The organism is Amycolatopsis sp. cmx-11-12, assembly GCF_046269425.1.
Taxonomy (GTDB): Bacteria; Actinomycetota; Actinomycetes; order Mycobacteriales; family Pseudonocardiaceae; genus Amycolatopsis.
This window is the reverse complement of record NZ_JADNQM010000006.1, coordinates 36,426-49,400: the sequence shown is the minus strand read 5'-3', so window position 1 is coordinate 49,400 and position 12,975 is coordinate 36,426. Positions and strand designations below refer to the sequence as shown.

The 12,975-nt window shown below is 68.5% G+C and carries 12 protein-coding genes; 11 read left to right on the top strand and 1 reads right to left on the bottom strand.

What is annotated here, in order from left to right:
- The first annotated feature begins 105 nt into the window (after positions 1-105).
- From ACLARN_RS10070 to ACLARN_RS10050, 5 genes are all read left to right on the top strand, one after another.
- Positions 106-1,323, top strand: coding sequence for a glycosyl hydrolase family 8 (locus ACLARN_RS10070; protein ID WP_409491055.1), 1,218 nt, complete (start codon positions 106-108; stop codon positions 1,321-1,323).
- A gap of 155 nt (positions 1,324-1,478) precedes the next feature.
- Positions 1,479-2,441: an ABC transporter substrate-binding protein gene (locus ACLARN_RS10065; RefSeq protein ID WP_409491054.1), complete on the top strand. Its 963-nt coding sequence runs from the start codon at positions 1,479-1,481 to the stop codon at positions 2,439-2,441.
- Entirely contained in the window at positions 2,428-3,357 is a 930-nt protein-coding gene (locus tag ACLARN_RS10060) for an amino acid ABC transporter permease (RefSeq protein WP_409491053.1), read from the top strand. Before ACLARN_RS10065 ends, ACLARN_RS10060 begins: the two co-directional genes overlap by 14 nt.
- Positions 3,350-4,117: an amino acid ABC transporter ATP-binding protein gene (locus ACLARN_RS10055; RefSeq protein WP_409491052.1), complete on the top strand. Its 768-nt coding sequence runs from the start codon at positions 3,350-3,352 to the stop codon at positions 4,115-4,117. The genes ACLARN_RS10060 and ACLARN_RS10055 overlap by 8 nt, the downstream gene beginning before the upstream one ends.
- On the top strand, positions 4,114-5,844 hold the full coding sequence (locus tag ACLARN_RS10050) for an aminotransferase class V-fold PLP-dependent enzyme (RefSeq protein WP_409491051.1): 1,731 nt from the start codon (positions 4,114-4,116) through the stop codon (positions 5,842-5,844). Before ACLARN_RS10055 ends, ACLARN_RS10050 begins: the two co-directional genes overlap by 4 nt.
- A 70-nt stretch (positions 5,845-5,914) precedes the next feature.
- Here ACLARN_RS10050 and ACLARN_RS10045 read toward each other — a convergent pair whose 3' ends face one another.
- Positions 5,915-7,084 (bottom strand): macrolide family glycosyltransferase, encoded by a 1,170-nt coding sequence (locus ACLARN_RS10045; protein WP_409491050.1) that lies wholly within the window; start codon positions 7,082-7,084, stop codon positions 5,915-5,917.
- A 189-nt stretch (positions 7,085-7,273) separates the two neighbouring features.
- Between ACLARN_RS10045 and ACLARN_RS10040 the strand changes: the two genes are divergently transcribed.
- The 6 genes from ACLARN_RS10040 to ACLARN_RS10015 all read left to right on the top strand — a co-directional run bounded on the left by ACLARN_RS10040 (position 7,274) and on the right by ACLARN_RS10015 (position 12,880).
- Positions 7,274-8,833 carry an alpha/beta hydrolase gene (locus tag ACLARN_RS10040; protein WP_409491049.1) on the top strand — a complete coding sequence of 520 codons (1,560 nt, stop codon included), beginning with the start codon at positions 7,274-7,276 and terminating at the stop codon, positions 8,831-8,833.
- A gap of 143 nt (positions 8,834-8,976) precedes the next feature.
- On the top strand, positions 8,977-9,879 hold the full coding sequence (locus ACLARN_RS10035; RefSeq protein ID WP_409491048.1) for an ABC transporter ATP-binding protein: 903 nt from the start codon (positions 8,977-8,979) through the stop codon (positions 9,877-9,879).
- Positions 9,876-10,607, top strand: coding sequence for an ABC transporter permease (locus ACLARN_RS10030; protein WP_409491047.1), 732 nt, complete (start codon positions 9,876-9,878; stop codon positions 10,605-10,607). Before ACLARN_RS10035 ends, ACLARN_RS10030 begins: the two co-directional genes overlap by 4 nt.
- Before the next feature lie 20 nt (positions 10,608-10,627).
- Entirely contained in the window at positions 10,628-11,257 is a 630-nt protein-coding gene (locus ACLARN_RS10025; RefSeq protein ID WP_409491046.1) for a hypothetical protein, read from the top strand.
- Complete coding sequence (locus ACLARN_RS10020) at positions 11,254-11,577, top strand: transcriptional regulator (RefSeq protein WP_020634259.1); 324 nt, start codon at positions 11,254-11,256, stop codon at positions 11,575-11,577. The genes ACLARN_RS10025 and ACLARN_RS10020 overlap by 4 nt, the downstream gene beginning before the upstream one ends.
- A complete protein-coding gene (locus ACLARN_RS10015; RefSeq protein ID WP_409491045.1) occupies positions 11,564-12,880 on the top strand; it encodes a DNA polymerase IV in 1,317 nt (438 codons plus the stop codon). Before ACLARN_RS10020 ends, ACLARN_RS10015 begins: the two co-directional genes overlap by 14 nt.
- Positions 12,881-12,975: the final 95 nt, after the last annotated feature.

Below are 12,975 nucleotides of genomic sequence, written 5' to 3'. Positions count from 1 at the left end.
TTTGAGGTAATAGTAAGGAAACTTTCTTAACTCTCTTGTTTTTGGCCGATCCGGATGTCACTCTCGAAACGCGCCGCCGCCACCAACGATGTTTCCGGAGGAGCCATGAGAAAGACCGTTCGGACAGTGCTGGCCGCGGCCGCGCTGACCGCCGGGCTGGTCGCCACGACCGCCCCCGCCACCGCGGCCACCACTCAAGGAACCCCATACCTGCCAGGCGTTCTGCGCCCGTCGGTGTCACAGGAGACGCAGGACGCGGCACTCGCCAAGTACTACGACTACTGGAAGAAGAACTTCCTCACCACCAAGTGCGGGACGGGCACCTACGCGGTCAAGGCACCGGACGCCGACCACGCCTTCGTCGCCGAGGGCCAGGGCTACGGCATGACCATCGCGGCGATGATGGGGACCAAGGACTCGCAAGCCCGGACCGTCTTCGACGGCATCCTCAAGTTCGTGAAGGCGCACCCTTCGTCGATCGACAAGGACCTGCACGCCGCCGAGCAGGACGCCAGCTGCAAGAGCGTCAACGGCACCGACTCGGCGACCGACGGGGACCTCGAAATCGCCTACGGCCTGCTCCTCGCCGACAAGGTCTGGGGCAGCGGCGGTTCGGTGAACTACAAGGCCGAGGCGCTGCGGATCATCAAGGCGATCAAGCGCAGCGAAGTGCACCCCACCACCAAGTTCATGCGGCTGGCCGACTGGGCCGACAGCGGCAAGTACCTCTACAGCTCCCGATCCTCGGACTGGATGCCGGGTCACCTCCGCGCGTTCGAGAAGGCCACCGGGGACTCGTTCTGGGGCCAGGTCCGGACCCGGCAGGAGAAGGCCGTCACCCAGCTTCAGCAGCAGTACGCGCCGAAGACCGGGCTGATCCCGGACTTCGTCGTCAACACCAACTCCACGCCGAAGCCCGCCCCCTTCGACTTGCTCGAGGGCAAGGACGACAAGTACAGCTACAACGCCTGCCGCGACCCGTGGCGCCTCGGGGTCGACGGCATCACCGTGTCGGGGAGCCCGGCGCAGGGCCAGGTCCGGAAGATGAACACCTGGATCCAGCAGAACACCGGCGGCGACCCGGCCAAGATCACCACCGGCTACCTGTTGTCGGGTGCCAAGATCCCGGGGCAGACGGGTCAGCACCCCTGCTTCACCGCGTCGTTCGCCATCGCGGCGATGAACGACCCGGGCAGCCAGGCCTGGCTCGACAAGCTGTGGACCTCGATCACGACGTGGTCGCCGAACGCCAAGGACTACTACGGCACCGGCATCACCCTGCAGGTCCTGCTCATCCTCTCGGGGAACTACATCGCTGTCTGATCTCCCGTGAAGGCCCCCTTCCCGCGGTTCAACCGCGGGAAGGGGGCCTTCACGCGCGAAACGGACATCCACCGGACAGGATTTCAACTGTCAGTTGACCTCTTCAACAGCCAGTTGTAGCGTCGGCGACCATCCGAAGCCTGTGGAGGTCCGTCATGCCGTCGACGCCGCTCACCCTGAACCGAACCTGGCGCCTGGCCGTGCTCACCGGCCTGGCCGCGCTCGTCACCGCGGCCTGCGGAGGTGGGCCCGACGGGGCGGGCGGCCAGGAACCCGCGGCCTCGGGGGCACCCGCCGCGATCCCGGACACGACCGCGTTGATCGAGGCCGTCCAGAAGGACGCAGCCGTCACCCTGCCCGCGAAATACGCGCAGGCCGGGATGCTGCACCTGGCGTCGAACCTGCAGTCCGCGCCCAACAACTTCTACGCCGCCGACGGCAAGACCCCGATCGGCTACGAGGTCGACCTCGCCAAGGCCCTCGGCAAGAAGCTGGGCGTCACCGTGCACCACCAGGACATGGCGTTCGGTTCGCTGATCACGAGTCTCCAGTCCGGCCGCGTCGACCTCACGATGGCCGCGATGAACGACACCAAGACCCGCCAGGCGCAGATCGACTTCGTCGACTACTTCGCTTCCGGTATCACGATCATGGTCCGCAAGGGCAACCCGGACCAGATCGCCGGCCCGGACACGTTGTGCGGCAAGAACGTCGCGGTCGTCCAGGGCACGAGCCACCAGAAGTTCGCCGAAGAACAGAACGGCAAATGCACGCAGGGCGGCAAGCCGGCGCTGACCGTGACCGCGACCGACAGCGACACCCAGAATCAGAACCAGCTCCGCACCGGCCGGGTCGCCGCCATCCTCAACGACCTGCCCAGTGCGGTCTACATCTCGCGGACCGCGGGTGAGGGCAAGTTCTTCGAGGTCGTCCCTGGCGAGCCGATCAACGGCGGGCCGTACGGGATCGGCGTCAACAAGGAGAACAAGCCGCTGGCCGAGTCCGTCCAGAAGGCGTTGCAGTCCCTGATCGCCGACGGCTCCTACGGCAAGATCCTCCAGGCTTGGGGCGTCGAGCAGGGCGCGGTCAAGGAGGCGAAGCTCAATGGCGGAAGCTGAGCGGTCAACCCCTGCGCGGTCAACTACTGAGCCGCTGCCGATCGTCCGGCTGAAGCACTGGGGCCGCTGGGTCAGCGCCGTCGTCATCCTCGTGCTGCTGGTCCTGCTCGGGATCGCGCTCGGGAACGCCCAGATCCAATGGGATTCCGTGCCGGAATTCCTGTGGTATCGCGTGATGGCGGTCGGCCTGCTCAACACCGTGCTGCTCGCGGTGATCGCGCAGGGTTCGGCGATCGTCATCGGGATCGTGATCGCCCTGATGCGCCGGTCGGCGAATCCGGTGGCGCGCTGGTTCGCGGCGGGCTACATCTGGCTGTTCCGCGGGCTTCCGGTGCTGTTGCAGATCCTGATCTGGTACAACCTGGCGCTGGTCTTCGAATTCGTCTCGATCCCGCTGCCGTTCGGCGGCTACCTGCTGCACGAGCAGACCAACGTGCTGATCACCGCGTTCACCGCGGCGCTGCTCGGCTTGGCGCTCAACGAAAGCGCGTACATGGCGGAGATCGTCCGCGCCGGGCTGAACAGTGTCGACAGTGGACAGACGGAGGCGGCGAAGTCGATCGGGATGTCGCCGGGTGCGACGTTGCGACGGGTGGTGCTGCCGCAGGCGATGCGGGTGATCATCCCGCCGACCGGCAACGACTTCATCAACATGCTCAAGGGTACGTCGATGGCGTCGGTGATCGGCGTGACCGAACTGATCCACGCCGCCAACAACATCTCGTCGAACAACCTGCTGGTGATGGAGACCCTGCTGGCCGCCGCGGTCTGGTACATGGTCGTGGTGACCGTCGCCGGTGTCGGGCAGCACTATCTGGAGCGCGCCTTCGATTCGGAGGAGCGGGCGCGTGGCCCGTTCTCCCGCGCCGCCAAGGCCTTGCGCACCGCGCCGCTGGTGAGGAGTGAACGTGTCTGAGCCGCTGCTCAAAGCCGTCGGCGTCCGCAAGAGCTACGGTCACACCGAAGTGCTGAGCGGGATCGACCTCGAAGTCCATAAAGGACAGGTGGTCTGCCTGCTCGGCCCGTCGGGCGCGGGGAAGAGCACGTTCCTGCGCTGTATCAACCATTTGGAGACGATCGACGCCGGGCAGGTCTGGGTCGACGGCGAGCCGATCGGCTTCCGGCTGCGCGACGGCAAACTGTACGAACTGAAGGAACGCGAGGTCGCCCGCCAGCGGCGCGACATCGGCATGGTGTTCCAGCGGTTCAACCTGTTCGGTCACCGGACGGCGCTGCAGAACGTCGTCGAGGGGCCGGTGCGGGTGCTCGGCGTCCAGGCGGAGGAAGCACGCGTACAGGCGCTCGATCTGCTCGATCGGGTCGGTCTCGTGCACCGCGCCGACGCCTACCCGGCGCAGCTGTCGGGCGGGCAGCAGCAGCGGGTCGCGATCGCCCGGTCGCTGGCGATGAAACCGAAGCTGATGCTGTTCGACGAGCCGACGTCGGCGCTCGACCCGGAACTCGTGGGCGAGGTGCTGGCGGTGATGGGTACGTTGGCCGCGGAGGGGATGACGATGGTCGTGGTGACGCACGAGATGGGGTTCGCGGCCGAGGCGGCGGACGAGGTGGTGTTCATGGCCGACGGCGCGGTCGTCGAAACCGGGCCGCCGGGGGAGATCCTGAGCGCCCCGAAGCACGATCGGACCAAGCAGTTCCTGGCTCGGGTCCTCGCATGACGCGGATCTCGCCGCGGTACCTGTTGCAGTTCGGCGAACCCGCCGGGTACCTCGACTTCGCCCGGTTCGGCCCGCCGTCGCACGCCGTGCTCGACACGACGGCGAGCCTGCTGGACCAGTCCACCAAGGCCGGTCCGTCCACTGTGGACGACCTGATGCGGCAGGAGACCCGGGCCAAAGCCGCCGCCGCGCGGCTTTCCGGCAGCGACACCGATCACACGGTGTTGTTGCCGCACACCAGTCTCGGGTTGTTCCAGGCCGCGTTCAACGCTCCGGGCGGCGAGGCGCTGGTCTCGGCGTCGGAGTTCCCGGCCAACACCTACCCGTGGGCGCGGGCCGAACAGGCGGGGCGGCTGACCGTGCGGCGGCTGCCGCTGGGGAACGTCACCGTGGACGCGGTCAAAGCGGCGCTGACCCCGGAGACGTCGCTGGTCAGCGTGAGCGCCGTCGACTTCCGCACCGGGTACCGCGCCGATCTGGCGGCGATCCGCGAGGTGGTGGGGGACAGGCTGCTCGTCGTCGACGGGATCCAGGGCTTCGGGGTGACCGAGGCGCCGTGGGAGGTCGCGGACGTCCTCGTCGTCGGCGGCCAGAAGTGGCTGCGGGCGGGCTGGGGCACCGGATTCGCCGTGCTGTCCGATCGCGCGCTGGAGCGGATGGAACCGATCCTGTCCGGCTGGACCGGCGCCCGCGACCCGGGATTGTTCGACGACGAGATCCATCCGGCCGACGACACCGCGGCCGCGTGGTCGATCTCGAACCTGAGCCCGATCACCTCGGGCGCGTTCGCGGCCGCTCTGGAACTGGTCGAAGAGGCGGGCGTCGAGGCCATCGCCGGGCGGATCGCCGAACGTGTCGGTGAACTCGAAGAAGTCGTGAAATCTGTTGGGGGAGAGGTGGTTTCGGCCGTCGAGCGACGGGCCGGGATCCTCGCCTTCACCCTGCCCGGCCACGCCGCCGAGCAGGTGGGTTCCGCGCTGGCGAACGCCGGGATCGCCGCGACCGTGCGGCCGGAACACGTCCGGCTGTCCCCGCACGCGTCGACTCCGGCGAGCACGGCGGAGCTGGTGCGGTCGGCTTTGGAACGCTTGACGAAACCGGTCGGTGTGGTGGGAGCGCCCGTTCCGGTCGCCGGGCAGGCGTCGGGGGACTTGCTCACCGCGCTCGTCCCGGCGGTGCACGCGCTCGCGGCGATGCTGGGGCCGGGCAACGAAGTCCTGCTGCACGACCTGAGCAGGCTGCCGGACTCGATCGTCGCCATCGCGGGTGACCTCACCGGCCGGACGGTCGGCGGCCCGATGACCGATCTGCTGCTGGGCCTGGTCCGCCGCGGCACCACCCAGGACCTGACGAACTACGAGACCCACGGCCCCGACGGCCGCGCGATCCGGTCCTCGACGCTGTTCCTGCGGGACGCCGACGGGGTCGCGATCGGCTGCCTGTGCGTCAACCGGCTGACGGACGGCGCGCCGAAGGCCAACGGGCACGAACCCGAGACGTTCCCGCCGGACGTCGACAGCCTGCAACGGTTCCTGATCGGGCGCGCGGTGACGAAGGCCGGGATCCCGGTGGACCTGATGAAGAAGCGGCACAAGGCGGCCGTGGTCCGGGAACTGGACGAGGCGGGGTTCTTCCTCATCAAGGACTCGGTGGACCACCTCGCCGGGGAACTCGACGTCACCCGGTACACGATCTACAACTACCTGAACGAGATCCGGGCGACCTGACACGCGCGTGTTATGAACGGACCTTTCATAACAAAATTTGTTATGAAAGGTCCGTTCATAACAGCTGGTGCTACTTCAGGAAGGACTCCACGGCGTCCGCGGCCCGGTCGATCCCGCCGTTCCCGCGCGTCTCGGCCCGGACTTCGGCGAGGCGAGCCGCCACCGAGGGCGACCCGGCCACCCGCTCGACCGCGGCCCGCAGCACGGACGCCGTCACGTCCGAAGCCGCGAGTTCTTCACCGACGCCCAGTTCCGCCAGTTTCGCCGCGTTGCCGAAGCCGTCGGTGGCCAGCGGGATCGCGACGGTCGGCACGCCGTACCACAGCGATTCCGTGCTGCCGCCCATACCGGCGTGCGTGATGAACGCCGACGCGGCCTCCAGCACCGCCAGTTGCGGGACGAACGGGTGCACTTCGATGTGCTCCGGAAGCGGCCCGAGGTCGGCCGGGTCGGTCTGCCCGATCGAGATGACCACGTGCCAGTCGGAGTCGCGGAACCCGTCCACGCACGCGCGGAACAGGTCGATCTGGTCGGTGAACGCCGTGCCGAGCGACATCAGCAGGACTTTCTTGCCGCTCGACGGCGGGGTCCAGCTCCGGTCGGCCAGCCGTTCGGGATCCAGCGCCGGGCCGACGAACCGGACCGACGACGGAACCCGCTCGACGTTGGGCTGCATCGCCCTCGGCAGCAGCGCGAGAACGTGCTCCGGGTGGGAGATCCAGTCCCAGGCGTCGGCCTCGATCCCGTTTTCCTTCAGCCACCGGGTGAAAGTGACGAAATAGTCCTTTCCGGACGGTGAGCCGCGAAGCGAGTCGAGGATGTCGCGCAGGTCTTCTTCGTAACCGTCCCAGGCGACGTACGTCGGGGACAGCTGTACCGCCGGAACGCCATAGCGCCTGCCGAGCAGGGGCGCCGGCAGCCCGCCGATGTCGTACAGCAGCAGGTCCGGGCGGTTGTCGTCATAGAAATCGGTCAGCACCGGCATCACCTGGATGCCCTCGTCGAGGAAGACCCGCATCTGCGAGCCCGGGTCCTCGGGCCACGCCGACTGGTCGCCGAGCGGGAGGATCGACGGATGCGACACGACCTCGGCCCCGGTCGGTTCGATCAGCCCGGTGAGCGGCTCGCCCACGACGTAGCTGACCCGGTGCCCGCGAGCGACCAGCTCACGGATGACGGCCAGTGACGGGTAGATGTGACTCGGCGCGGTGCAGCCGATCATCGCGATGTGCTTCTGCATGATGTCCTGTCTGGATCCGTGACGGGAAAGCCTAGCGCGCCGGTCGAAGCCTCCCAACCGATTAACCGGTTGCCCGGTTTGCCGCGATCGGGACCCGCCGTTGGTAGGGACCTTCGCCGGAAGACTTCCCCAGGTCACGACCGCGGATAGGGTTTCGGGGCTTCACCTTTGGAGGGAAAGGGAGAAACCGTGAGACGTGTTCTCATCACCGCGCTGGCCGTGGCCGCACTCGCCTCGGTCGCGGTGACCGCACCGGCCGGTGCGGAAGAAACGGCGCGACCCGCCGAGACGATCACCTGGGGGGCGTGCACCGACCCGGCGCTCGTCACCGCGGGCGCCGAATGCGGCTTCCTGTCCGTGCCGCTGGATTACTCGCGGCCACGCGGCGAGAAGATCCAGCTCGCCATCAGCCGTGTCAAGCACAAGACGCCGGAAGCGCAGTACCAGGGCGTCATGCTCACCAACCCCGGTGGCCCCGGCGGCTCCGGACTGCTGCTCGCGACCCGCGGGACGCGCGTGCCGAACCACGCCGGCGACGCCTACGACTGGGTCGGCTTCGACCCGCGCGGCGTCGGCTCCAGCAAGCCCGCGCTTTCGTGCATCCCGAACTACATGGACTACAACCGGCCGAACTACGTGCCGACGACGCGGCAGCTGGAGAGGACCTGGCTGGAGCGCTCGAAGTCCTACGCCGACGCGTGCGCGAAGAACAACAGCCGCGCGCTGCTCGACAACATCAAGACGACCGACACCGTCCAGGACATGGACAGCATCCGCAAGGCGCTCGGCGCGGAGAAGCTGAACTTCTACGGGTACTCCTACGGCACCTACCTCGGCCAGGTCTACGGGACGCTGTTCCCGCAGCACGTCCGCCGGATGGTCCTCGATTCCACTGTGGACCCCCGCAACGTCTGGTACCAGGCGAACCTGAACCAGGATCTGGCGTACGACGTCAACCTCAACATCTGGTTCGGCTGGGTCGCGTCGCACGACGACGTCTACCACCTCGGCAAGACCCAGGCCGCGGTGAAGCGGGTCTTCGACGAGCAGCTGAAGAAGCTGGCCGCGGTGCCGGCGGGCGGCTACATCGGGCCGGACGAGTTCCTCGACGTCTTCCAGCAGGCTTCGTACTACCAGCTGCGCTGGACGCTGCTCGGTGACGCACTGGCGAAATTCGTCAACAAGGGTGACTGGCAGACGATGAAGGGGCTCTTCGAGGGCTTCGGCGGCCGCGGCGACGACAACGGTTACGCCGTCTACCTCGCCGTCCAGTGCACGGATGTGAAGTGGCCGCAGAGCTGGCAGCAGTGGAAGCACGACAACTGGCGGACCTACCAGAAGGCGCCGTACTTCACCTGGCAGAACGCTTGGTACAACGGACCTTGCCTGTACTGGCCCGCGAAGCCCGGCAAGCCGGTCAAGGTCGACGGCAAGAAGGTGCCGAGTGTGCTGATGATCGGCGAGACGCTCGACGCGGCGACGCCGTACGAAGGCAGTCTCGAGGTCCGTAGCCGGTTCCCCGGCGCTCGCCTGATCGGTGAGCCGGGCGGTACGAGCCACGCCATCACCCCGCGCGGTAACGCGTGCGTCGACAACCGGATCGCCGACTACCTGGCGACCGGTGCGCTGCCCGACCGCAAACCGGGGCGGACGGCCGACGTCGAATGCGCGCCGCTGCCGCTTCCGGTGCCACCTCCGGTTCCGGCGGCCGCTGCCTCCGGCGCGGCACTCTCGCGGGTGCCCGCCTAGCTCCAAGTACATGAAGGCCCCCTTCCTTGCGCCTAGGTACAGGAAGGGGGCCTTCATGTACTTCTGAGGTTTCCTCCGCAGGGGACTTTGTGTTACAAAGTGGAAGTGAGCTTTGTAGTTCAGAGTGCTTGAAGGGGGAAGTCATGGCGGACGCGTTCAGTCTCGAAGGGCTGGTGAAGCGCTTCGGTGACGTCCTGGCCGTCGAAGACGTCAGTGTGCGGGCCGCACCGGGGGAGGTGGTGGCGCTGCTCGGGCCGAACGGCGCGGGCAAGTCGACCACGATCGACATGCTGCTGGGCCTGACCAGGCCCGATGCCGGTCAGGTGCGGGTCGCCGGGCTCAGCGCCGCCGAGGCGATGGACCGGGGCCTGGTCGGCGCGATGGCGCAGAACGGGACGTTGCTCAGGGACGCCACGGTCGCCGAACTCGTCGGCCTGTTCGCCTCGCTGCACCGGAATCCGCCGCCGATCCGCGAGGTGCTCAAACGCGCCGGGGTCACCGAGTACGCGAACCGCCGCTGCGGGAAGCTCTCCGGCGGCGAACAGCAGCGGGTGCGGTTCGCGCTCGCGCTGGTCGGCGATCCGGATCTGCTGGTGCTCGACGAGCCGACCGCGGCCATGGACGTCGAGGGCCGCCGCCGGTTCTGGGCGTCGATGCGCGAGTACACCGAGACGGGCCGGACGGTCCTCTTCGCGACGCACTACCTCGCCGAGCCCGAGGACTACGCGGACCGCGTGGTGCTCATGCGGCACGGCCGGATCGTCGCGGACGGGCCGGTCGGCGAGGTCCGGGCCGCGGTCGCCGGCCGGATGCTGCGCGCCGTCGTCCCGGACGCCACCGAAGCCGCGCTCGCCGCGTTGCCCGGAGTGTCGCGCGCGGTGCTGCGGGCCGGGCACGCGGAACTGAGCTGCGCCGATTCCGACGCCGCCATCCGCGGTCTGCTGCGCGAGTTCCCGCTCGCCGCGAACATCGAAATCACCGCTGTGGGACTGGAAGAGGCCTTCATCGCGCTGACCGCCGATGTGGCCGAAGGAGCGTTGCGATGAACATGACCTACCTGGCGCTGGAGATCAAACGCATCGTCCGCAGCCCGCAGTTCGCGTTGTTCACCATCGGGATGCCGCTGGCGATGTTCCTGTTGTTCGGCGGGATCTTCGGCGCCCGCGACATCGCACCGGGCGTCTCGACCGCGACGGTGACCATGGTGAACATGGCCGCGTACGGCGCCATGACCGCCGCGCTGTTCACCGGCACCCGCGTCGCCACCGAACGCACCGACGGCTGGCAGCGCACCCTGAGGCTGACGCCGATGCGGGCACCTGGCTATCTGATGGTCAAGGTGTCGGCGGGGTTGTTCGTCGCGCTGCCCGTCCTGCTGGTGATCTTCGCGGCGGGCATGATCCGCGGCATCCGGCTCGAAACCGGCCAGTGGCTGACGATCTTCGGCACGCTGTGGCTCGGGACGCTGCCCTTCGCGGTGCTGGGCCTGATGATCGGCCTGTTCGGCAAGGGCGACACCGTGCAGGCGGTGACCGGCGCGCTGATGCTGCCGCTGGGCATGTTCGGCGGGTTGTGGATCCCGTTGCAGGTCCTGCCGGGCTGGATGAACACCGCCGGGCACCTCATGCCGACGTACTGGCTCGGCGAGATCGGCCGTGCGCCGGTGCTCGGCGGTTCGGGCACGCTGACCGCCGCCGGAGTGCTCGTGGGCTGGCTGGTGGTGCCCGCGCTGGTGGTGATGGCGAGGTTCCGGCTTGACACGGCGAGACTGTGAACCCGTGTTAGTTTTCCGAAGTGGTGGACGATGAACGGGACGACGACGCGCGGCCGATGACGCCTGAGGAGTCGCTCGCGCTCATCGCCAGGCAGTCGGAGGAAACCCGGCGTGGGATCGGGCCGAATCCGGCGGTGCTGCTCGCCGTCTGGGGTGCGGTGTGGCTGTTCGGTTTCGGCCTCGTCTACGTCTCCGCCCCGCCCACCGCGTTGATGCCACTGTGGGCCGCCGCGGCGATCGCCGCCGCCGGTTTCGCCGGGGCCATGGCGTACTCGGCGGTCTACGGCATCCGGGCGAGCCGCGGCGTACGCGGGCCGTCCCGGCTCGTCGGGGCGATGTACGGGTGGAGCTGGATGATCGCGTTCGGCGGGCTGACGGTGGTGAACACCGCGCTGATCCGGCTCGGCCTCGACACCGAGCTGATCCCGTTGCTGTGGTCCGGGACCGCGCTCACGCTGACCGGCCTGATGTACCTCGCCGGCGGAATGCTGTGGCAGAGCAAAGTGCAGTACGGCCTCGGTGTGTGGATCATCGCGTGCGGCGCGGCGAGTGTGCTGGCCGGGGGACCGCACAACTTCCTCGTGCTGAGCCTGGCGGGCGGCGGTGGCTTCCTGGTGGCGTCGCTGGTCTTCCTGGTGCGGTCGCGATGAGCGAAGACGGGCTGCCCCAGCTCGATCCGGTGATCCACGCGCAGGCGCGGCTGCGGGTCACCGTGGCGCTGTCGAGCCTCGGGCCGGGGGACCGCATCACTTTCCCGCGGTTGCAACAGTTGCTGGACATGACGCCGGGGAACCTGTCGACGCATCTGCGCAAACTCGAGGACGCCGGCTACGTCGAGATCACCAAGGCCTTCGAGCACCGCACGCCGGTGACGCTGGTCGAGCTGACCACCCGGGGCCGGGCCGCGTTCGAGGAGTACACGAAGGCCCTGCATCGTCTTCTCGAGGTTCCGGGCGATGGGCGGGCATGACCGGTGGGTCATCCACCTCGACATGGACGCGTTCTACGCCTCCTGTGAACAACTGACCCGGCCGACCCTGGCGCAGCGGCCGGTGCTGGTCGGCGGCGCGGGCCCGCGCGGAGTGGTCGCCGGGGCGAGTTACCAGGCGCGCGAACACGGCATCAAATCGGCGATGCCGATGTCGCAGGCCCGGCGGTTGTTGCCGCCCAACGGGGTCATCCTGCCGCCGCGGTTCAAGCTGTACGAACTGCTGAGCACGCGGGTGTTCGATCTCGTCGCCGAATACGCGCCCGTGCTGGAACGGATCTCGCTCGACGAGGCCTTCGCGGAACCGCCTTCGCTGGCCGGGGCTTCGTCGGCCGAGGTGCGCGAGTTCGGTGCCCGACTGCGGGAGCACATCCGGTCCGAAATCGGCCTGGTGGCGTCGATCGGGGCGGCGTCGGGGAAGCAGGTCGCGAAGGTCGCGTCGGACGAGGCCAAACCGGACGGGCTGCTCGTCGTCGACCAGGGCACCGAACGTGACTTCCTCGCCCCGCTGCCGACCAGGGCGCTGTGGGGGATCGGCCCGGTCGCGGAGGGGAAACTGCGGGCGATCGGCGTCCGGACGCTGGGGCAGCTGACCGCGCTCTCCGACGCCGACGCGGTGTCCACTTTGGGCAGTGTGGTCGGGCGGGACCTGCGGCGGCTGGCCACCGGTGTCGACGACCGGCCGGTGTCCGACCGCGCGGAACTCAAGCAGGTCAGCGCGGAGACGACCTTCGACAGGGACCTGATCGACCTGGCGAGCCTGCGGCGCGAGGTCCGCGATCTCGCCGTCCACGCGCACAACCGGCTCGTCAACGCCGAGCGGGTCGCGCGGACGGTGGTGGTGAAACTGCGGCACACCGATTTCAGCACGGTCACGCGTTCGGAGACGATGGCCTCGCCCACCGACGAATTCGACCAGCTCGCTTCGATGGCGGAACGGCTGCTGATCGACCCGACCGAATTCGGCGGGGTGCGGCTGGCCGGGGTCGCGTTCTCCGGGCTTTCCGTGCCGCATCAGGATCCGCTGTTCACTCTTTCCGTTCCGGTCACCGAAGCGCCGTCGGTCTCGCGAGCACCCGCGCCGGTGCCCGTGGTCCCATCGACCTGGCGGCCCGGCGACGACGTGGTGCACGACGCGCATGGCACCGGCTGGGTGCAGGGCGCCGGGCATGGCCGGGTGACCGTCCGGTTCGAGACGCGCTCCAGCGGCCCGGGCGTCGCGCGGACCTTCCTCCAGGACGATCCGGCCCTCCGCCGCGGCGATCCGTCCGATTGCCTCGCCTGACCCCCGCAATTCGGCACCGGAATGCGGTCCTTGCACGCGCAACTACCGCAACTAGGGGACGAAACGCGAGGGAGAGGGCGGTGCGATCCTGTGGA

What these genes read in the sequence shown, in the direction of transcription:
- ACLARN_RS10030 (WP_409491047.1), top strand. Translation starts at nt 9,876, where the DNA reads ATGAACATGACCTACCTGGCGCTGGAGATCAAACGCATCGTCCGCAGC.
- ACLARN_RS10060 (WP_409491053.1), top strand. Translation starts at nt 2,428, where the DNA reads ATGGCGGAAGCTGAGCGGTCAACCCCTGCGCGGTCAACTACTGAGCCG.
- ACLARN_RS10035 (WP_409491048.1), top strand. Translation starts at nt 8,977, where the DNA reads ATGGCGGACGCGTTCAGTCTCGAAGGGCTGGTGAAGCGCTTCGGTGAC.
- ACLARN_RS10065 (WP_409491054.1), top strand. Translation starts at nt 1,479, where the DNA reads ATGCCGTCGACGCCGCTCACCCTGAACCGAACCTGGCGCCTGGCCGTG.
- ACLARN_RS10015 (WP_409491045.1), top strand. Translation starts at nt 11,564, where the DNA reads ATGGGCGGGCATGACCGGTGGGTCATCCACCTCGACATGGACGCGTTC.
- ACLARN_RS10045 (WP_409491050.1), bottom strand. Translation starts at nt 7,084, where the DNA reads ATGCAGAAGCACATCGCGATGATCGGCTGCACCGCGCCGAGTCACATC.
- ACLARN_RS10070 (WP_409491055.1), top strand. Translation starts at nt 106, where the DNA reads ATGAGAAAGACCGTTCGGACAGTGCTGGCCGCGGCCGCGCTGACCGCC.
- ACLARN_RS10050 (WP_409491051.1), top strand. Translation starts at nt 4,114, where the DNA reads ATGACGCGGATCTCGCCGCGGTACCTGTTGCAGTTCGGCGAACCCGCC.
- ACLARN_RS10020 (WP_020634259.1), top strand. Translation starts at nt 11,254, where the DNA reads ATGAGCGAAGACGGGCTGCCCCAGCTCGATCCGGTGATCCACGCGCAG.